The organism is Stenotrophomonas sp. GL_101, from assembly GCF_057835675.1.
The window spans coordinates 3,043,072-3,062,540 of sequence record NZ_CM174432.1; the positions used below are offsets into that span (position 1 = coordinate 3,043,072).

Annotated in this window: 12 protein-coding genes; 1 reads left to right on the forward strand and 11 read right to left on the reverse strand. The window is 66.4% G+C overall.

Features of this window, described 5'->3' with window-relative positions; genetic code table 11:
* Positions 1 to 140: 140 nt before the first annotated feature.
* Positions 141 to 1,079 (reverse strand): RluA family pseudouridine synthase, encoded by a 939-nt coding sequence (locus tag AC3IR9_RS13380; RefSeq protein WP_489295831.1) that lies wholly within the window; start codon positions 1,077 to 1,079, stop codon positions 141 to 143.
* A 444-nt stretch (positions 1,080 to 1,523) separates the two neighbouring features.
* Here AC3IR9_RS13380 and AC3IR9_RS13385 point away from each other — a divergent pair, with 444 nt between their 5' ends.
* Positions 1,524 to 5,003, forward strand: a complete 3,480-nt coding sequence (locus AC3IR9_RS13385) for an Rne/Rng family ribonuclease (protein ID WP_489291213.1) — start codon at positions 1,524 to 1,526, stop codon at positions 5,001 to 5,003.
* A 143-nt stretch (positions 5,004 to 5,146) separates the two neighbouring features.
* Here the strand turns inward: AC3IR9_RS13385 and AC3IR9_RS13390 are convergent, their stop codons facing one another.
* The 10 genes from AC3IR9_RS13390 to AC3IR9_RS13435 all read right to left on the reverse strand — a co-directional run bounded on the left by AC3IR9_RS13390 (position 5,147) and on the right by AC3IR9_RS13435 (position 19,140).
* Positions 5,147 to 6,022 (reverse strand): endonuclease/exonuclease/phosphatase family protein, encoded by an 876-nt coding sequence (locus tag AC3IR9_RS13390; protein ID WP_489295833.1) that lies wholly within the window; start codon positions 6,020 to 6,022, stop codon positions 5,147 to 5,149.
* A 53-nt stretch (positions 6,023 to 6,075) separates the two neighbouring features.
* Positions 6,076 to 9,207, reverse strand: a complete 3,132-nt coding sequence (locus AC3IR9_RS13395; RefSeq protein ID WP_489295834.1) for a discoidin domain-containing protein — start codon at positions 9,205 to 9,207, stop codon at positions 6,076 to 6,078.
* 47 nt (positions 9,208 to 9,254) lie between these two features.
* Positions 9,255 to 10,091, reverse strand: a complete 837-nt coding sequence (locus AC3IR9_RS13400) for a carbohydrate ABC transporter permease (RefSeq protein WP_489291214.1) — start codon at positions 10,089 to 10,091, stop codon at positions 9,255 to 9,257.
* Positions 10,088 to 10,969 carry a carbohydrate ABC transporter permease gene (locus tag AC3IR9_RS13405; protein ID WP_489291215.1) on the reverse strand — a complete coding sequence of 294 codons (882 nt, stop codon included), beginning with the start codon at positions 10,967 to 10,969 and terminating at the stop codon, positions 10,088 to 10,090. Before AC3IR9_RS13405 ends, AC3IR9_RS13400 begins: the two co-directional genes overlap by 4 nt.
* Positions 10,966 to 12,273: a sugar ABC transporter substrate-binding protein gene (locus AC3IR9_RS13410; RefSeq protein WP_489291216.1), complete on the reverse strand. Its 1,308-nt coding sequence runs from the start codon at positions 12,271 to 12,273 to the stop codon at positions 10,966 to 10,968. Before AC3IR9_RS13410 ends, AC3IR9_RS13405 begins: the two co-directional genes overlap by 4 nt.
* Before the next feature lie 39 nt (positions 12,274 to 12,312).
* Complete coding sequence (locus AC3IR9_RS13415; protein ID WP_489291217.1) at positions 12,313 to 13,926, reverse strand: glucoamylase family protein; 1,614 nt, start codon at positions 13,924 to 13,926, stop codon at positions 12,313 to 12,315.
* A gap of 263 nt (positions 13,927 to 14,189) precedes the next feature.
* Positions 14,190 to 17,249 (reverse strand): TonB-dependent receptor, encoded by a 3,060-nt coding sequence (locus AC3IR9_RS13420; RefSeq protein ID WP_489291218.1) that lies wholly within the window; start codon positions 17,247 to 17,249, stop codon positions 14,190 to 14,192.
* 123 nt (positions 17,250 to 17,372) lie between these two features.
* A complete protein-coding gene (locus tag AC3IR9_RS13425; RefSeq protein WP_489291219.1) occupies positions 17,373 to 18,425 on the reverse strand; it encodes a LacI family DNA-binding transcriptional regulator in 1,053 nt (350 codons plus the stop codon).
* A gap of 149 nt (positions 18,426 to 18,574) precedes the next feature.
* Positions 18,575 to 18,844, reverse strand: coding sequence for a BolA family protein (locus tag AC3IR9_RS13430; RefSeq protein ID WP_489291220.1), 270 nt, complete (start codon positions 18,842 to 18,844; stop codon positions 18,575 to 18,577).
* The gene (locus tag AC3IR9_RS13435; protein ID WP_489291221.1) at positions 18,841 to 19,140 is read right to left on the reverse strand and encodes a YciI family protein; all 300 of its coding nucleotides are present in this window, start codon (positions 19,138 to 19,140) and stop codon (positions 18,841 to 18,843) included. Before AC3IR9_RS13435 ends, AC3IR9_RS13430 begins: the two co-directional genes overlap by 4 nt.
* Between the last annotated feature and the right edge of the window lie 329 nt (positions 19,141 to 19,469).

Consider the following 19,469-nt stretch of genomic DNA (forward strand, 5'->3'; position numbering starts at 1 on the left):
GCCACGACCGTGGGTCGTGGCGCTCGGGGTGCCGGGCGGTGATGCGACGTACCGACCAACGGTCGGTACCTACCGGGCGTGGTCGGTAGGCTCGGTCGGTAGGCGACGACCGTTGGTCGTCGCGCACCGCACGGGGAAACTCACCCCAACCGGCTCAATGCCTCGGCCAGTTCATCGGCCAGCGGCGCGTTGAGCAGGTACGGGGTCTTGCCACTGTCCAGTGCGAATTCCAGCGTGGCCGCGTGCAGGAACAGGCGCTTGAGCCCGATCTGCTCACGAAGCCGCTTGTTGACGTCCGGTTCGCCGTACTTGTCATCACCGGCCACCGCGTGGCCCAGGTGCTGGGCGTGCACGCGGATCTGGTGGGTACGCCCGGTTTCGATGCGCACCTCGCAATAGGAATGCCCGCCCTTGCGCTCCAGCACCTTGAAGTGGCTGATCGACTCCTTGCCGATCGCGTTGACCTGCACGTGCCGCTCGCCCCCTTGGCGCAGGCCGACGTGCAGTGGCGCATCCACGGTCATGGTGCCGTCGGGCATGCGGCCCACCAGCAGGGTCAGGTAGCGCTTGCGGATGCCGGCGCCGTGGTCTTCGCGCAGCAGCGCCTGCAGCTCGCTCAGGGCCGAGCGCTTCTTGGCCACGATCAGCAGGCCAGAGGTATCGCGGTCCAGCCGATGCACCAGCTCCAGGGTCCGGCCCGGGCGCAGCGCGCGCAGGGTTTCGATCGCGCCGAAGCTGATCCCGCTGCCGCCATGACTGGCCACGCCGGACGGCTTGTTCAACGCCAGCAATCGATCGTCCTCGAACACGATGGCATCTTCCAGCCGCTTCATGAACGAAGCGGGCGGACCGGCCTTGTCTCCTTCTTCAGTGAGACGGACCGGCGGCACCCGCACTTCATCGCCGGCCTCCAGCTTGCGCTCGGCCTTGGCGCGGCCGCCGTTGACGCGGACCTGCCCGCTGCGCACCAGCTTGTAGATCAGGCTGCGCGGGGCGCCTTTGAGCTGGCCCAGCAGGAAATTGTCCAGCCGCTGTCCAGCGCGGTCTTCCGGAATGGTGATCATACGGACGCTGGTCATGCTTTCAGCGGGTTTGGAGGACGGCTCGGTGTCAGTCATGGGCCTTTTATTCTGTTACACTCGGCTTGCGAGATAAGGGATTGATTTCGTTGGAAGTTGCTCTGGGCCAGAAGCCCGACTTCCCGCGATTCCGGCACAGTGCGCAGCCACCGCCCCCGGGGCGGCCATGTTAGCGGCTCACCGGTGGTCCCGGCCATCGCCGGATGCCTGACAAGCATCTGTGCTGAAAAAATGTCCCTGTGGCGCTCCAGCCTGGCTGACAGCTGCCTCCGGCCCCGTTACACCCAAACCAAGACAAATGAAGCGCTCCCGCGGCCTGCCGTGGTGTCGTAGCGCTGGAAACCCAAGCCGCCCTCCCCGCGCCTGCGCGATGGGCGTCGAAGCGTGACCAGAAGCGAAACCCCATGGCGTTCCGCGCGGTAGCAGCGCGCGAGGAACGCAATAATGAAGCGAATGCTGATCAACGCCACGCAGGCCGAAGAGCTGCGGGTTGCCATCGTGGATGGCCAGACGCTGTACGACATCGACATCGAACAGCCGTCCAAGGAACAGAAAAAGTCGAACATCTACAAGGGCCGCATCACGCGCCTTGAGCCGTCGCTGGAAGCGGCCTTCGTCGAGTACGGTGGCGAACGCCATGGCTTCCTGCCGCTGAAGGAAATCTCCCGCGATTACTTCCAGGCCGGCGTGGACCCCAACAAGGCCGGCATCCGCGAGCTGTTGCGCGAGGGCCAGGAAGTGGTGGTCCAGGTCGACAAGGAAGAGCGTGGCAACAAGGGCGCCGCCCTGACCACGTTCATCTCCCTGGCTGGCCGCTACATGGTGCTGATGCCGAACTCGCCGACCGCCGGCGGCGTCTCGCGTCGCATCGAGGGTGAAGACCGCGCGGCGCTGAAGGAAGCGCTGGACAAGCTGGACATCCCCGACGACATGGGCGTGATCATCCGCACCGCCGGCGTGGGCCGCGATGCCGAAGAACTGCAGTGGGACCTGGACTACCTGCTGCAGGTCTGGAAGTCGATTGCCGAAGCGGCGCTGACCAAGCCGGCCGCCTTCCTGATCTACCAGGAATCGCGCCTGATCGTGCGCGCCCTGCGTGACTACCTGCGCGCCGACGTCGGCGAGATCCTGGTGGACACCGAGGAACTCTACGAGACCGCCCGCGAGTTCATGCAGCAGGTGATGCCGCAGACCCTGCGCAAGCTCAAGCATTACAAGGACGACATCCCGCTGTTCAACCGCTTCCAGATCGAATCGCAGATCGAAGGCGCGTATGAACGCAATGTCCGCCTGCCCTCGGGCGGCTCGATCGTGGTCGACCAGACCGAAGCGCTGACCGCCGTCGACGTCAACTCCTCGCGCGCCACCAAGGGCAGCGACATCGAGGACACCGCCTTCCAGACCAACCTGGAAGCGGCCGAAGAAGTGGCCCGCCAGCTGCGCCTGCGCGATCTTGGCGGCCTGGTGGTCATCGACTTCATCGACATGGCCTCCAACAAGCATCAGCGCGAAGTCGAAAACCGCCTGCAGAACGCGCTCAAGTACGACCGTGCGCGCGTGCAGCTGGGCCGCATCTCGCGCTTTGGCCTGATGGAAATGAGCCGCCAGCGCCTGCGCCCGAGCCTGGGTGAATCCAGCCAGATCATCTGCCCGCGTTGCGACGGCCACGGCCGCATGCGCAGCGTCGAGTCGATGTCGCTGTCGATCATCCGCGTGGCCGAAGAGCATGCGATGAAGGAAAACACCGGGCAGGTGCTGGTCCAGGCCCCGGTCGAGATCGCCAACTACCTGCTCAATGAAAAGCGCGGTGCCCTGCGTGAAATCGAACTGCGCCATGACGCGCCGATCGTGATCGTCGCCGACGAGCAGCTGCACACCCCGCACTACACGGTCACCCGCCTGCGCGACAATGAACTGGGCGAAGAAAGCGGCAAGCCCAGCTACCAGCGCGGTACCCCGCGCAAGCTGCCGGTGCACGCCCTGACCAAGGCCCAGCTGAACATCCCGGTGGCCCCGGTGGTGACCCAGGTCAAGCACAGCCAGCCGGCCCCGGTACGCGACGCACCCGAACCGGAAGCCGCACCGGCTCCGGCCGTCGTCGCTGCCGTCGCCGCCCCGGCCGCCACCGGCGTGGTGGGTTGGCTCAAGCGCATCTTCGGCGGCGAACCGGCCCCGGCCGCAGCCCCGCAGCCGGGCAACCGACCGGCCCAGGATGGCAACCGCAACAACCGCAACAAGGATCGCAACAAGGACCGCAACGGCCGCCGCGATGAGCGTGGCGAACGCAACGGCAATGGCGGCGCGCAGGCGCAGGGCCAGGGCCGTGGCAAGGACCGGGGTGACCGGGGTGACCGGGGTGACCGGGGTGAACGCGGCGGCAAGACCGAGCGTCGCGACGAGCGCCGCCAGGACGCCAATGCCGCACCGGCCAATGCCGCCGCCAGCCAGGTCCAGGCACCGGGCCAGGGCAAGCCGCGTAACGAGCAGCAGCCCAAGGCACCGCGCAACGAGCCGCAGCAGCCCAAGCTGAAGCAGAAGCAGAACCCGCAGCAGTCCAGGCAGGGCGATACCGACAAGGCCATTGCCGGTGACCGTCCGGCCCGCCAGCCGCAGGCCGATGCGCCCAAGCCGGCGAACCTGGCCGCACCGGTAGCCGATGCCGCCGTGATTGCCGCCGTGGCCGTGGGTGTCGCCGACGGCGTCACCTCCCACGCTGCCCCGCAGGACAGTGCCTACGCCGATGCTTCGGTGGCCGCACCGACCGATGAGGCCCAGGTCGCCCAGGCCGATGCCGGCGAACAGGCCGATGGCCCCGGCACTGCCGACGACGCCAATGGCGAAGGCGCCTCGCGCCGTCGTCGCGGCCGTCGCGGTGGCCGTCGTCGTCGTCGTGGCGCTGGCGAGCAGGCTGCCGGCAGCGATGGACTGAACGATGACGCCGGTCTGGACGACGACGCTGACGACCAGGACAGCGAGCTGGACGGTGACACCACCGCCCATGCCGAGCGTCCGGTTGCCAGCAACGGCCAGCCGCAGCCGGAGTTCGATTTCGACGATGAAAGCAGCACCGCTCCGGTCGCCGCGCCGGTCCAGGCACCGCGCCCGGCCCAGGTCGCTGCTGTCGCCGCCATCGCACCGGCGGCCGTGGTCAGCAGCCCGGTAGTGACCGCCGGTCACACCGAGCCGACGCCGGCGCCGGTGGTGGAACCGACGGCTGACGCCGTGGTCGAGAAGGCCCCGGCCTCCTACACCGACCGCGTGCCGTTCGTGGAAAGCCCGACCCCGGCCCCGGCCGTGGTGGCAGTGGCTGCTCCGGCTCCGGTCGCTGCTCCGACTCCGATCGCTACCCCGGCTCCGGTCGCTGCTCCGGCTCCGGTCGCTGCTCCGGCTCCGGTCGCTGCCCCGGCTCCGGTCGCTGCTCCGGCTCCGATCGCTACCCCGGCTCCGGTCGCTGCTCCGGCTCCGGTCGCTGCCCCGGCTCCGGTCGCTGCTCCGGCTCCGGTCGCTGCCCCGGCTCCGGTCGCTGCTCCGGCTCCGGTCGCTGTCCCGGCTCCGGTCGCTGCTCCGGCACCGATCGCTACCCCGGCTCCGACCGCACCGGCACCGATCGTCACGCCAGTGGTGGACGCCCCGGCCCCGGTCGAGACCGTCCGTCCGGTGCAGACCAGCATGCTGGATGCCACCGAAGCCACGCCGGTCAAGCCGGCACCGACCGCACCGGCACCGATCCGCGTGGAAACGGCCGATACCGCGCCGGTGGCGCAGAACGGCCAGCTGTTCGGCACTGCCGCCAGCGAAACCCCGGCCAGCACCGACGCCGCCGCACAGGCTGCCCAGGCTGAATCCCGCGAGGACATCCCCACCGATGTCGCGCAGGCCGACGACGCCAACACGCACGACCGGGAAAAGAACGACAAGGGCTGATCCCGCCTGCGTGATGCACCAAACAGACAGCGGCCTTCGGGCCGCTGTCTGCGTTTGGGGGGCGTGCGAACAAAACGAGGAGTGCGCGCAGCTTCGCTACGGCGCCATGAACCACGCCTGCGCCATCCCCACGCCCGCAACGATCAGGGCGTGGTTGCCGCCGGTACGCCCGGGCTGGGCGCGAACTGCAGCCACGTCCATACCCCGTAGTGGTCCGAGGCCCAGCGGTCGTCGGCATAGGGCTGGTCGAACAGCAGCCTGGCGTCGCGCGCGAGCAGGCGGTCCTGCTGGAAAAAGACGTGGTCGATGCGCGAGGGCGCGTCGTAGTAGTGCCGGTTGAGCGTGCTGGCCTGGGCCAATTCGTTGTTGACGTGCACGCTGCCGTAGCTGTCGCCGTAGTGGTTGCGCAGCGCGCTCAGGTCGCCGGCATCGACCAGCGCGTTGAAGTCGCCGGCGATCACCACCGGGTCATCACCGGCGGTGGCGGCGATGAACGCCAACAGGTCGGCTACCTGCTCGGCGCGGATGCCGCTGCCGACAGCGTCGGAGCGTTCGTTCAAATGGGTGGCATACACGTTGACCGGCTGGCCGTCGACGTCGATGCGCAGGTGCGCCACGGTGCGGTAGTCGCCCAACGGTGCCAGCAGGTGCTCGTTGCGTGCCACGACCTTGCGACGGGTCAGCAGCGCATTGCCGTAGCGTTTGAAGCGGCCGGGCGGATCGGTGGAAACGAACTGGTAGTCGTAGCCCAGCTTGCGCGCCAGCCAGGCGGCCTGGTTACGCACGTGCGGCTTCTGGATCACTTCCTGCAGGGCGATCGCATCGGGCTGCAGGGCCTGCAGTTCGCGCAGGATCACCTTGCGCCGGGCCGGCCAGTCTTCGCGGTCGTGGTGGAGGTTGAAGGTGACCATGCTCATCCCGGGGGCACTCTTGGCCGCCAACGGGACGGCCGACAGCGGTGCGGCCGGGGTTGCCGGCGGCGCCGCCTGGGCGGTACTGGCCAACACGCCGATCAGGATCAGGCCGCCGAGCGCGGCACCGGTTGCCCGCGCGCCGTCGTGCCGGTGGCCGCTCACTGCGCCTTCCGCTCCGCGCGGCGTACCGCGGCCGGAATCTCGATCTCGACCTTGGCCGGCACCTGGGTGATCCGCAGTTCGCCGTTCACCCATTGCGCCGGCTCGCCGTTGACGGTGGTGTCGCCGGGTTCGCCACTGTAGGGCCACGGCAGGATCACCCCGCCACTGGGCGGTACCAGCCCGGCCGACAGGTCCAGTTCCAGCTGCTTGTCGCTGCGCTTGAGTGCGTAGCTCAGCTGGCCGTTCGGGGTCCGCAGGCCTTTGATCGCCACGCCCTTGTCTTCCAGCCAGCGCGTCGGGACACCGGCGGCCAGCACCAGGCTGTCATCGACATCGCGGTTGTAGGCGAACATGTCCAGCGCCGAGCGCACGAAGTCCGATGCCACCCACGCATGCGGCAGGTCGCCGAGGAAGAACGGCTTGCGTGGCGTGTGCGAGACCACTTCGGCCCACTGGTTCCAGGCCTGCGGCGCACGGTCCTTGAAGAAGAACTCGGTGGCCTGCCAGGCGCGGTCGCGCCAGCCCAGGCGCACGAACGCGGCCACGTTGCGCCATTCGTAAGGGGTGTAGTCCTTCCACTCGCGCTTGCCGTCACGGCGCGCCTGGAACTCTGTCCAGTAACGCTCGAAGGTGTTGTTCAACTGCGGCTGCGGCAACCGGCCCTGCTCACCGCCCGGGGCCAGCGCGATGGTGGTGGAGGTGGCATCGAAGTCGCCAAGCTCGGCCGCGCCGGGCAGGTAGTCGATCTTGTGCTGGGCCATCGCCGCCTGCAGCGACGCGCCCAGGTCATCCCGGAACTGGTCGCGCGACTGGCTGATCTGCAGCGCGTCCAGCTTGCCCAGGGTGGATGCGATGACCGCCGCATCCTTGTAGCCGCGCAACGCCCAGAAGTTGTCCCAGTACGAATGCATCGGCTTGGCCGAGTAACCTTCGTGGCTGATCGACACCGGCATCATCCCGTAGAACGCCGGGTTGCGCGCACGGTTCTCTTCGGTGCGCTCGCTCAGGCGCAGCAGTTCCATGTAGTTGTAGGCGCTCTGCACGTGCGGCCACATTACTTCCAGGAAGGTGCTGTCGCCGGTGTAGCGCCAGTACTCGGCAATGTTGAAGATCAGCTCGCCATGGCTGTCGTTCTCGGGCACCGGATCGCTGCCTCGCGAGTCCACGCAGCACGGCACCTTGCCGCTGTCGAACTGGTGCGGCGCATACCAGGTGACGTACTCACGCACCGCATCGCTGCGACCCATGCGCAGCAGGCCTTCGGAAATCATCGCGCCGTCGCGGATCCAGCTGCGCGAGTAGGAACGCGTCCCCGGCTGGATGCTCGGCCCGATGCGCGAAATCAGCATGTGCGCCAGCGCGGTACGCAGCGTATCGGCCAAGGGCTTGCCGGCTGCCGGCACCTGCAGGCTCACCTGGTCCAGCTTGGTGCGCCACATCGAGGCCACCGCCTGCTGTGCCTTGGCGGCATCGAAGTCCCGGGGCATCGTCCAGTCGCCGGTCTGCGGCAGCACCAGGGCGACTTCGCGGCTCTGCCCCGGCTCCAGCGTCCAGCGGTACAGCAGCGCACCGGAGGCCAGCCCGGTGGGATCCTTCACTTCGGTCGTGGTTGGCAGCGCGCCGCTGGCCAGGTGCATCACGTCCAGCTTGCCGTCGAACGTGGTGGCGAAGGTGCTGTCCGGGGTCTGCGCCGGATACACCCGCGCACGCCCGTTGACCTCGATGTCGGTGGCGTCCACCGACAGGGTGTCGATGCGGCTGACACCGCCGACGGTGTTGAGGAACTGGGTGGGCGGGTTGACCTGCCACGGGCGCACGGCCAGTGCCAGGGTGTACTCGTGGGCCACCTTGTCCGGATTGCGCAGGGTGTAGCGGCCCACCAGCTGCGCCTTGTCCGGCGTGCCCTGGACGAAGCCGGTGACCTGCAGCGCGGCCTTGTCGTGGCTCCAGTGGACACTGGCGATCGGCAGGTAATCGTCCTGCAGCGATTGCCGGGTGCTCACGTCGGCCCAGCTCAGCAGCTTTTTGTCGACCACCACGAAGGGCTCGATGCTGAAGCTGGCCTTGGCCACTTCCAGCGCACCGTCTTCGCCGATCAGCGCCTGTTCGCGGCCGCCGTCCAGGCCCAGCAGGGTCCAGTACGGCTGCTCGCCGCTGAACCCGCGCGGCACCGAGCCACGCGGCAGGTCGGCCCCCACCGAGCGGATGAAGTCGTTCGGCGTGGCGGCGAAGTCCAATGGTTTGAGCGAGATGTCGCGGATGCCATAGCGCCAGTTGGGCCCACCCTTGAGGTCGAAGCGCACATAGCGCGCTTCGGTATCGGGCAGCGCCAGCCAGTCGCGGTCACCACCGCCGCCCACCACCTCGCGTACCTCGCGCCAGCTGCGGCCATCCTCGGAGGTGCGCACCACATAGCGGGTCGCCTCCAATCCCGGCAACCACTGGATCACCGCACCGCCGAACTCACGCACCTTGTGCAGGTCCAGGCTGATGGTCTGCTCAGGTACGCCGCCACTGATCCACACCGTGTCCGGCTTGCCGTCGGCGATGCGGCTCTGCAGCGCGGTGGCGGTATCGGCGATCACCGACGGCGCCAGCGCCGAGGTGTCCTGTGGGGGCAGACCCTGCAGGGTCAGCCGGTCGAAGCACACCGTGCCCTTGCCACCGACCTTGTTGTAGAGGGTGAATTCCACCGCGGCGCTGCGGCTGAGCGTGGGGTCCTTGCCCGGCCCCCAGGCCTTGTCGATCTGGCGGGCGCGGTACTGCACGCTGCTCCACGCCTTGGGGAAGATGTAGCCCGGGCGATTGACCCACCACACGTTGTCGCCACTGGCATCGATCAGCTTGAACTGCAGGTCGTTGGCCGGCGAGTCGCCGCGGATCTGGAAACCCAGCTGGTAGTTGGCCGGATAGGTGATGCCCAGCTCGCGGCGGATGCCGACGTAACCGGAGACCTCGTGGAAGTCATAGTCCACGCACAGCGCGCGCCCGCCGCCGTTGCCGGCCACGCTGCGCAGCGAGCCGCTGACCTGGTCGGACACCACCAGTTTCCAGGCCGCCATGTCATCGAAACTGTCCAGCACCTTCGGCGCCGGCAACTCCGCCGGCGCAGCGGCCCGGGCCGCCATCGACCCCACCAGCCCAAGACCCAGAACCACCGCGACGACGGCATGTTTCACCCTTTGACACTCCCCAGCAGCAGACCTTGGATGTAGTAACGCTGCAATGCCAGGAACAGCAGCAGCACCGGCACCACCGTGACCACCGCGCCGGCCATCATCATCTCCACGTCCATGATGTGTTCGCGCGACAAGGTGGCCAGGGCAACCGGCAAAGTGTAGTGCTCCTGGTCGGTCAACACGATCAACGGCCACATGAAATCGTTCCAGGCGCCCATGAAGGTGAAGATCGACAGCGTCACCAGTACCGGCTTGAGCATGGGCAGCACGATCTGGAAGAAGATCCGCATCTCCCCTGCCCCGTCGATGCGCGCCGCTTCCAGCAGCTCATCGGGGATCGAGCGCGCGTACTGGCGTACCAGGAAGATGCCGAACACGCTGGCCAGCGCCGGCACGATCACCCCGCCGAAGCTGTTGACCAGGCCCAGCTGCTTCATCAGCAGGAACAGCGGCAGCATCGCCACCTGCGCCGGGATCACCAGCGCGGCCAGCAACAGCTGGAAGATCCGCTCGCGGCCGATGAAGTTCAACTTGGCAAACGCATAGCCGGCCATGGTGTTGAGCAGCAGCGAGCCCAGCGTGATCGCCAGCGACACCCCCAGGCTGTTGACGAAGTTGTTGGCCATGCCGGTCCGCGCGAACAACTCGTGGTAGTTGGCGGTGGTGACCGAAGACGGCAGCAACGGCGGCGGGAAATGCGCCGCCTCGCCGGTCGGCATGAACGACACCGACAGCATCCACAACAGCGGCGCCAGGCTGACCGCCGCCAGCACCAGCAGGCCACCATTGACCCACCAGGCATGCCAGCGCGACTGGCCGATTTCACGACTCATACCAATTGCCTCTTGCGGCCGAAACGCAGCATCACGCTGGTCACCGCCAGGATGATCAGGAACAGCAGGAATGCCACCGCCGAGGCGCGTCCCAGGTTCCACCACTTGAAGCCTTCCTCGAACATGAAGTACAGCACGCTGACGGTGCTCTGCAGTGGGTCGCCGCGGGTCATCACGTACGGCTCGGCGAACAGCTGGAAGTAGCCGGACACGGTGATCACCCCGACCACCAGCAGCACCGGGCCGAGCATCGGCAGGGTGATGTGCAGGAACTGCTTCCAGCGCGAGGCACCGTCGATGCGCGCCGCCTCGTACAGGTCATGCGGGATCGCCTGCAGGCCGGCCAGGAAGATCACCATGTTGTAGCCGAAGTTCTTCCATACCGCGAACAGCATGATGGTCGGCATCGCCCAGTTGGGGTCGCCCAGCCAGTCGATGGGGTTGATGCCCAGGTGGCCCAGGCCGTAGTTGACCAGGCCGTAGCTGGTGTGGAACAGGTAGCGCCAGATCACCGCCACGGCCACCAGCGTGGTCACCACCGGGGCGAACAGCGCGGTGCGGAACAAGGCCTTGAAACGTGCCGCCGGCGCGTTCAGCAGGATCGCCGCGCCCAGCGATACCGCAATGGACATCGGCACCCCGACGACCACGAAGTAAGTGGTGTTCCACAGCGACTTCCAGAACATCGGGGTCTGCAGCAGGTCGATGTAATTACCCAGCCCGACAAAGCGCAGGTTGTCGCCGTCGGCCAGCGCGTACAGGTCGAAGTCGGTAATGCTCAGCGCCAGCGCCGAGAACACCGGCAGGCCGAAGAACACGCCGATCACCAGGATGGCCGGGCCGGCGAACATCCAGCCGGCAAGGGTGCGCTGCTTCATGGGGTGGCCTCCGAGGCTGCCGTGCTGGGCGGTGCGCTGGGCGCGGCGGGCGCCTGCTGCGCATCGCGTTCATGCATCCAACGGCGTTTGGCCAGGACCTTGTCCACGCGGTCATCCAGTTGCTTCACTGCCACATCCTGATCAAGGCCACCGCGCACCACCTGTTCGGTGACGATGCGCATTTCCTGCACGATCCGCTCCCACTCCAGCACCTTGGGGGTCGGCTTGACCCGCTCGAGCTGGTCGCGGAACGGCTGCGCCAGCGGGTCGTTGGCCAGCGAGGGGTACTCCCAGGTGCTGCGCCGCGGCGGCAGGTCGCCGATGATGGAATGGAAGCGCTCCTGGATGGCCGGGCGCGACAGGAACTCGATCAGCTTCCACGACGCTTCCTTCTGCTGCGAGGAGCGGAAGATCACCAGGCTGGTGCCGCCTGCGATACCGGCGCCGGGGCCGTCCGGGCCGGGCAGCGCGGCGGTGCCCCACTTGCCCTCCAGTTCCTTGGGCTGCAGCTTCTTGAACTCGCGGATATTCCACGGGCCGGACAGGTAGAACACGTTGAAGCCGCGGAAGAACTCATCCCACACATTGGAGATCTGGGTCTCGGACATGCGCGGTGCCCAGCCCTGGGCGAACATGTTTTCGTAAAAACCCAACGTCCTGCGGAAGCCGGGGCTGCGGAAGTTGCCACGGGTATTGTCATCGCGCAGCAGCGGATCCGGCTGCTGCAGGGCGAAGGACAACTGCTGCTCGAACTCGTTGATCGGCATCAGCACCGCGTAGCGCTTGGGGCCCTGCATCTTCTTGATCGCGGCCATCATGGTGTTCCACTCGTCCCAGGTGCGCGGCGGGTGGTCGAAACCGGCCTGGGCCAGCAGGTCCTTGCGGTAGTACAGCAGCCGGGTGTCCACATACCACGGCACCCCGACCAGCTCGTCGTGGACCACGTTGGTGTCCCAGATGCCCTGGAAATAGTCGGCCGGGTCCACCACCTTGGACTGCGCCACGTAGGGCTGCAGCGGCACCAGCGTGTTGAGCTCGGCGAACTCGGGGATCCAGGTATTGCCCAGCTGGCACACATCGGGCAACCCATCGGCGGCGAACGCGGTGAGCAGCTTTTCATGCGCGGCCGTCCACGGGATGTTCTGCACATCGACATGGATGCCGGGGTTTTCGGCCTCGAACTCCTCGATCAACCCGGTCACCACTTCCGCTTCCCGGCCCATCGCCCAGAAGCGCACGGTCACCCCTTCGGGCTCCTTGCGGCAGCCACCCAGCACCACGCTGCCGACCAGCAGCAGCAACAAAGACCAACCCAACCTGGGACGCGACGACACTGGCACTGCTTACTTCCCCTGCTGCTGGTTGCGGTTCGTATTGGAATTGTTTTTCTGTTCCTGGGCCGCTGCCGCGCGCGATTCGGCGATGCCGACCGAGCGTGCCGAAGCGGCCTTTTCATCCTTCTGCAGCTCCATCGGCTGCTGCTCGCCTTCCGGGGTGAGCCAGCCACCGGTGAAACCGGCGCGTTCCAGGCCCTTGCGGATGTGCACGTTCTTCTTCATCACGTCCCAGACGAAATCATTCCGGTAGTTGGCGATCATCGTCAGGATCGGGCCCTGGTCGATGCCGATGTAGTCGCTGGCCACCCAGCCACGGTCGGGCACCATGCGCCCGGTCTTGATCGGGATGTCGTAGTTGAAGCTGGGATTGAACGAATCCAGGAAGCCGTAGCTGGAATAGATGTAGTCGCCGTAGCGCTTGTGCATCTCTTCGGTGGCCGGGATCACCTCTTCCGGGGCGAACACCACCGAGGCGATCGCGGCGGTGGGGGCGATGGTGCCGTCATCGAAGTTCTCGCGCAGGCCGGCGCCGCGCGAGGAGTAATGGCGGAACTGGCGCTGCTCGCCACGGTATTCCTGGGTAGTGTTCTGCGGGCCATCGCTGGCGGTCAGGCCCCACACGTTCTCACCGTAGTCCTTCCAGTTCATCGGGTTGGCGATGGCGTACTCGCGCTGGGCCAGCGCGGCCGAGCGGCTGTTGAGGAAGTAGGTGCTGCCGCGCTCGCGCATGTAGGCATCCTGGATGTCGCGGAAGTCCACCCACACATGCGTGTACTGGTGGCCAAACAGCGGCCCGAAGGACAGGTATTCCTGGCCCTGGTAGACACCCCAGTCGTTGTCGTAGGTGCGCGTCCACACCGTCCACGCATCCGGGCTGACCGGATGGGTGGGTGAGCCGAGCGCGAGGATGTAGACCATCATCGCCTCGTTGTAGCCCATCCAGTCGTGGTCGATGAAGCCACTTTCGGGGAACCAGCCCATCGAGATCAGCGGCGAGCGCTTCTGCAGCCAGGTCCAGTCCACGCGCTTGTAGAGCGTGTCGGCGATGTCGCGGATCTCTTTCTCGCGTGCATCGTCGCCGCTGTAATACGACTGCGCGAACAGCACGCCCATCATCAACAGCGCGGTATCCACGCTCGACAGTTCCACCCAGCTGTCATAACGGCGCCCTTCCTGCATGTCCAGGAAGTGGTAATAGAAGCCCTTGTAACCGCCCTTGCCGGTGCGTTGCGCGCCCATCGGCAGGTCGCGGAAGAATTTCAGCGTCAGCAGGGTGCGGTCCACCGCCTGGGTACGACTGACCCAGCCGTTTTCCACGCCGATCGGATAGGCGGTCAGCGCATAACCGACCGCGGCGATGCTGGCGAACGGGCGTGACGGATAGCGGTCCGGGCTGAGCCCGTTGACCTCGTTGGTGGTGTCCCAGAAGAACTGGAAGGTGCGGCGCTCGATGTCGTCGAACAACGGCGGCAGGTCCGGCTTCATCGGCCGCGGCGGCACGTCGGCCTCGACCAGGATCACCGGCGGCTTCGGCTTGGCCGGTTTGTCCGGCGCCTGCTGCTGGCAACCGGCGATGGCCACGGACAACAACGCCAGCGACACCATCCGAGATGCATTCATCGACCACCACCTTTTGCGCATGTTCGTACTGGAGAGCATAGCCTCAACCAAGCTGAAATCGTTTACAGATCACGATCCAAAAAAATCCGCCGTGGCGGATGGAGGCGTACCGACCACACACCCGCTTGCCCATCATCGAATGGCAAGCGGCTGGGCGGTCCCGCCGGCAGGCCCAGGCCTGCCGGCGGTTGATGGGTACCGGCCAACGGTCGGTACCTACCCGCCCGGCACCGCCCGGAAGGCGGCGCCGGGTCATACGGTCATCAGAAGCGGAAGCCGACCTCGGCCTTCACCTGGCGCGGCGTACCGATGATGTCGCCGGTCTCGTTGTAGCTGGCCAGCAGCTTGCCGTTGGACTTGGTGTAGTTGTAGTTGGAGAAGTTGTCGAAGTTGAAGACGTTGATGATGTCGATGCGAGCGTACAGCTCGGTCTCGCCCGGCATCTTGAACGTCTTGGTGGCCTGCAGGTCCACCGAGCGGTAGCCGAAGATCTTGCCACCGAGCAGGAACTTGCCGTTGGCGTTGGGCACTGCGGCACCCGGGGTCGGCAGGTCATAGCCGGTGGACTGGGTGACCGGATACCAGTCGTTCACCGCCGTCGGCGTGGCCAGGGTGATCTTGCCACCGAAGGTGATGTCCCAGAAGCCGGCATACGAACCGGTCAGCACCAGGCGGTGACGCGGGGCACCGTTGGAGCGGATGGTCGGGTAGTCGCCGATCACGCCGCGGTCGAACGCGTACTTTTCGTTGATGTCGCGGTTGTGGCGCGCGGTGGTCCAGGTGTAGGCGATCGAGGTGCCCCAGCCGCTTTCCTTGGTGAACGGCTTCTGCGCCGACAACAGCACCTGGGTGGCACGGGTCTTGATGCCCTGCTGGCCGATGATCAGGCTGCCGAAGCCCGGCACGTTGCAGCTCCAGGCCTGGCTCAGGCCCGGGTCGGAGCCACCGCACAGGCGCGGGTCATCGAAGAACTGGCCGGTCGGGTAACGGTTGCCCAGGGTGAAGGCGAAGCCGTCGTAGCTCAGCGTGCGCGCGATGGTGGCGTCGGTCAGCCAGTCACCCACCTGGTTGCTCATGCCCAGGCTGAACTGGTCCGAGTACGGCACCTTCAGGTTGTTGTTCAACAGGTCCACTTCCAGGCCGGCATTGCTGGTCGAACCGACCAGCGACTGCAGGTTGCCGATGCCGTTGAGCAGGTTCGGGTCCCAGTCGTAGCAGGCGGCCTGGCCGTTGAGGCAGGAACCGGTGTTCGGGTTGCGGAAGTAGATGGTCGGCTGCGGCAGGGCCAGCTTGGTGGTTTCCAGCTGCAGGTTGTCGAACAGGTCGCGGTCGTACGAACGACCGGCACCACCGTGGATCACGTGCTGCTCGTCGGCGTTGATGTCATACGAGAAGCCCAGGCGCGGCTGCCAGGCATCCTTGAACGCCTTGCGGTTGCGGCCGTTGCTGATGTAATTGCTGATGTCCAGCCCACCCAGCGCCAGCGAATCGGCGTAGGTCTGGCCCGCGGCGGCGCGCGGATCCTGCGAGTAGATCGCGTCGACCACCGCCTGCGGGGTCACGAAGTCCAGGTAGGCCGGGGTCTTTTCGTAGTCCCAGCGCAGGCCGATGTTCAGCTGCAGGTGGTCGTTGACCTGCCAGTCGTCCTGGATGAACAGGCCGATCTGCTTGGACTTCGAACGCACCTCACCGGACACGCCCGACACGCCGGTCACCGGCTTGACGAACTGCGCCTTGTACGGGATGTCCGACGGGAAGTCCGGATCGCCCAGCGTGTAGGTGAAGGCCGGGTTGATCTGCGCCGCATCCGAGGCGTACAGGTCGATCTGCTTGTACTTGGCGCCCATCTTGATGGTGTGGTCACCGGCCCACTGGATGCCATCCAGGGTCAGGTTGTCTTCAATCGCCCAGCCCTTCTGGCCCTTCACCTGCGAATCCAGCGCCGAGGCGCCGCCGATCTTCACCAGGGTACGGTCTTCGGTTCCGTCCGGCGCGGTGTAGGTGAAGCCGTTGCCCAGGGTCAGCGGGGTCGGGTTGTTGAACGAATCCTCATGGGTGAGCATCAGCTCGTTGTAGTAACGCTCACCGCTGTGGTTCCAGCGCAGCGCGTAACGACGGTCGGTGTTGACCACTTCGCGTCCGGCTTCCGGCGCGGTCTGCCCACTGAACTGCTGCTGGGTCTCGTCGCGGTCCTGGAAGCTCAGCTCGATGCGATCATTGTCGGTCGGCTCGAAATCGATCTTGGCGAAGATCAGGTCCTGCTGGAACGGCTGGCTGGCCGGGCCGAGGCCGGCGGCGGCATCGCCCGGCAGCAGGCCGACGCGATTGGTGACCGAGCCTTCCGGAGCGATGGTCACCGGCAGGTCGAAGCGCTTGGCTTCGTAGGTCACAAAGAAGTGGGCCTTGTCCTGGATGATCGGGCCGCCCAGGGCGAAACCGTATTCCTTCTCGGCCGAGACCATCTTGTCCTGGCCCACCTGACGCTCGGCCGGGGTCTTGGCGCGCATGTCTTCGTTGGTGTAACGGTAGAAGGTTTCACCCTTGAACTCGTTGGTACCGGACTTGGTCGCCGCGGTCACCGCCGCGCTGGACACCTGGCCGTACTCGGCCTTGTAGTTGCCGCTGATGACCTTGTATTCACCAATGGCCAGCTGCGGGAACGGGTTGCCGGCGCTGCCGGACTGGCCGGCCACGCCGCCGCCCTTGACGTAGCTCTTCTGGCCCACGCCGTCGATGTAGACGTTGGTGCCGTCGGCATTGGTGGCACCGCCGCGCAGCGAGGTGTTGCCCTTGGCATCACGGGTGAAGATCATGCCCGGCACCGCGTCGGCGAACTCCAGGAAGTTGCGCGACACCTGCGGGGTGGTCTGGATCTGCTGCAGGCTCACCGTCTTGCCCACTTCGGAAGTACGCACTTCCTGCAGCAGGGTCGGGGCGACCACGTTGACCGTATCCAGGTTGGTGGCGTTGGCGGTGCTGCCGTTGGCCGGCGCGCCGCTGAAGTTCAGGGTCGCCGTGGAGGCCACGGTCACCGTTACTTTCTGCGTCTGGCCGTTGGCCACCACGTTGTAGGTGCCCGGGTCCAGGCCCATCAGCGAGTAGCTGCCATCGGCACGGGTGGTTGCGCGGCGCACGCTGCCGCTGGCCACGTTGGTGGCGACCACTTCGGTGCCGGCCTCGGTCTGGGCGACCTGGCCACGCAGCGACGAGGTGGCCGACTGCGCCATCAGGCTCGGCGCAGCGCCCAGCATCAGGCAGGTGACCAGTGCACTGGCCAGCAGACTGCGCGCCGGTACACGGTTGCGGTGATTGGAATACGTCATGAAAATCTCCGGGTGGTGGTGGCCGTCGTTGCGGCACCTGTCGTTTTTTTGCAGCGTTGTTTGAATGCATCACGACCAACGGTCGTGATCTACAGCGAAGGCGTCACGACCAACGGTTGTGATTTAAAGCAAAGGCGTCACGACCAACGGTCGCGACCTACACGAATCACGCACGATCAGGCGCGGCACAAGCGTCTGCTTGTCTCCGGCCACTTCCGTGTTGTTGCCGTCCATCAACTGCAACAGACGCGTCATCGCCTTATCGCCGAGCTCGGCGATACTCACCTGCATCGTGGTCAACGAGGGGTGGACGAAACGCGCCAGCGGAATGTCATCAAAGCCCGCCAGGGCGACATCGGCTGGCACCTGCACGCCGGCCTGCGCGAACGCATACAGGCAGCCCAGGGCCATCATGTCGTTGGCGGCGAACACCGCATCGGGCAGCGCACCGGCTGCCAGCAACTCCTGTCCGGCGCGATGGCCGGAGGCTTCGTCAAAGTCGCCGGGCAACTCGATGCCTGCCGCCTCGGCGCCGAACGCGGACAGCGCATCGCGGAACCCGCGCAGGCGTTCGCGGGCATCGAAGTTGAGGTCCGGACCCGAAATGAAGGCGATACGGCGGTGGCCTACTTCCAGCAGATGGCGTGTCATGGCCATCGCACCGGCATGGTCATCGATGCTCAGCACCGGATGATCCTGCTCGGGCAGGTAGGTGTTGATCAGCACCGTGGGCAGCGCCTGCGGCAGGTTGTCGGTCAGGAAGCCGGGGCTTTCGGCATACGGCGACAACACCAGCAACCCGTCGACCCGGCCGCGCATGGCACGCAGGGCCGCGCCCTGCTGCTCCTGGTCGCCGTGGTAACTGGATACCAGCAGGTGCTGGCGGCGCTCGCGGGCGACCCCGTCGATGCCGCGCATCAGTTCGGAGAAAAACTCGCCGTACAGGTCCGGCAGCACCACACCGATGGTGTTGGTGCGCCGGCTGCTCAGGCTGCGCGCGGCGGCGTGTGGGGTGTAGCGCAGGCGCGCAGCCACCTCCAGCACCAGCTTGCGCACCGGTTCGGCGACATTTTCATGCCCATTGAGCGCACGCGACACCGTGGCCACGGAGACCCGGGCTTCGCGGGCTACATCTTTGATTGTGATGGATGCCTTGTTCACTTCGCCGCCCTCCACGGCTTAGTAATTTGGGGCTTGGCGCGGAATGTAAGCGTTTTCAATCCTGAATGTAAACACTCCGTTAGGCCAATGTCGTACGGCGGCAACCCAAAGCTGTCCACGCCCGCCCTGCCCGGGACTTGCCGGGACAAGGCAGGACAAGGGTTTCAGCGGTTCGTGACCGGAGTCTCAGCGCGTATGGACAGCGCGTGGATATCGGTCTCCATCATGCTGCCCAGGGCGGCATAAACCGCCCGGTGGCGCGCAAGCGGCAGCTTTCCTTCAAACGCGGCGCTGACCACATGCACGTTGAAGTGGCCACGGCCATCCTGCGCCCCGGCATGGCCGGCATGCCGGTGGCTGTCGTCCTCCACCTCCAGCAGCACCGGGTTCAGGGCCTGCTGCAGGGCCGCGCGGATCCGCTCGACCCGGCTCACGGCAGCACCTTGCGGAACGGGCGCACCTGCACCCGCACGTACACCCCGGCCGCCACGTAGGGGTCGGCATCGGCCCAGGCCTGGGCCTGTTCCAGCGAGTCGAACCCGGCAATCACCACGCTGCCGCTGAATCCGGCCGGGCCCGGGTCTTCGCTGTCGATCGCCGGGCATGGCCCGGCCAGCAGCAGCCGGCCCGCGTCACGCAGGGCGGTCAAACGCGCCAGGTGCTCGGCGCGTACCGACAACCGGGCGGCCAATACGTCGGCACCGTCATAGCCTTCAATCACATACCACACAGGCAACTCCCAAGGCTCAACTAAACGATCCCGGCGATTCTAGCCCGCCTCGCTGGACACTGCGGGCCTGAACCCGTACTCTTGTCCCCATTGCACGTGGCTGGACGCAGCAGCCCCGTCGGCAGATGGCTTCACCGCCAACCGACGATCGCCCGCTGCCCCACACCAGGACACGTAGACGACCTCCTTAGTAGTTCTGTCGCTGCCCATCGCGGCGCGCCTTGCTGTTTGTAGTGTGGAAACGCGCCGACGCAGGCGTGTCATGGCTTGCCATCCTGCCGCCCGGCCTGGTCCGACGCAGGCACGGCGCAGCAACTGGTCCGTTGCAA

What these genes read in the sequence shown, in the direction of transcription:
- AC3IR9_RS13380 (WP_489295831.1), bottom strand. Translation starts at nt 1,079, where the DNA reads ATGACCAGCGTCCGTATGATCACCATTCCGGAAGACCGCGCTGGACAG.
- AC3IR9_RS13385 (WP_489291213.1), top strand. Translation starts at nt 1,524, where the DNA reads ATGAAGCGAATGCTGATCAACGCCACGCAGGCCGAAGAGCTGCGGGTT.
- AC3IR9_RS13395 (WP_489295834.1), bottom strand. Translation starts at nt 9,207, where the DNA reads ATGGCGGCCCGGGCCGCTGCGCCGGCGGAGTTGCCGGCGCCGAAGGTG.
- AC3IR9_RS13400 (WP_489291214.1), bottom strand. Translation starts at nt 10,091, where the DNA reads ATGAGTCGTGAAATCGGCCAGTCGCGCTGGCATGCCTGGTGGGTCAAT.
- AC3IR9_RS13405 (WP_489291215.1), bottom strand. Translation starts at nt 10,969, where the DNA reads ATGAAGCAGCGCACCCTTGCCGGCTGGATGTTCGCCGGCCCGGCCATC.
- AC3IR9_RS13415 (WP_489291217.1), bottom strand. Translation starts at nt 13,926, where the DNA reads ATGAATGCATCTCGGATGGTGTCGCTGGCGTTGTTGTCCGTGGCCATC.
- AC3IR9_RS13420 (WP_489291218.1), bottom strand. Translation starts at nt 17,249, where the DNA reads ATGACGTATTCCAATCACCGCAACCGTGTACCGGCGCGCAGTCTGCTG.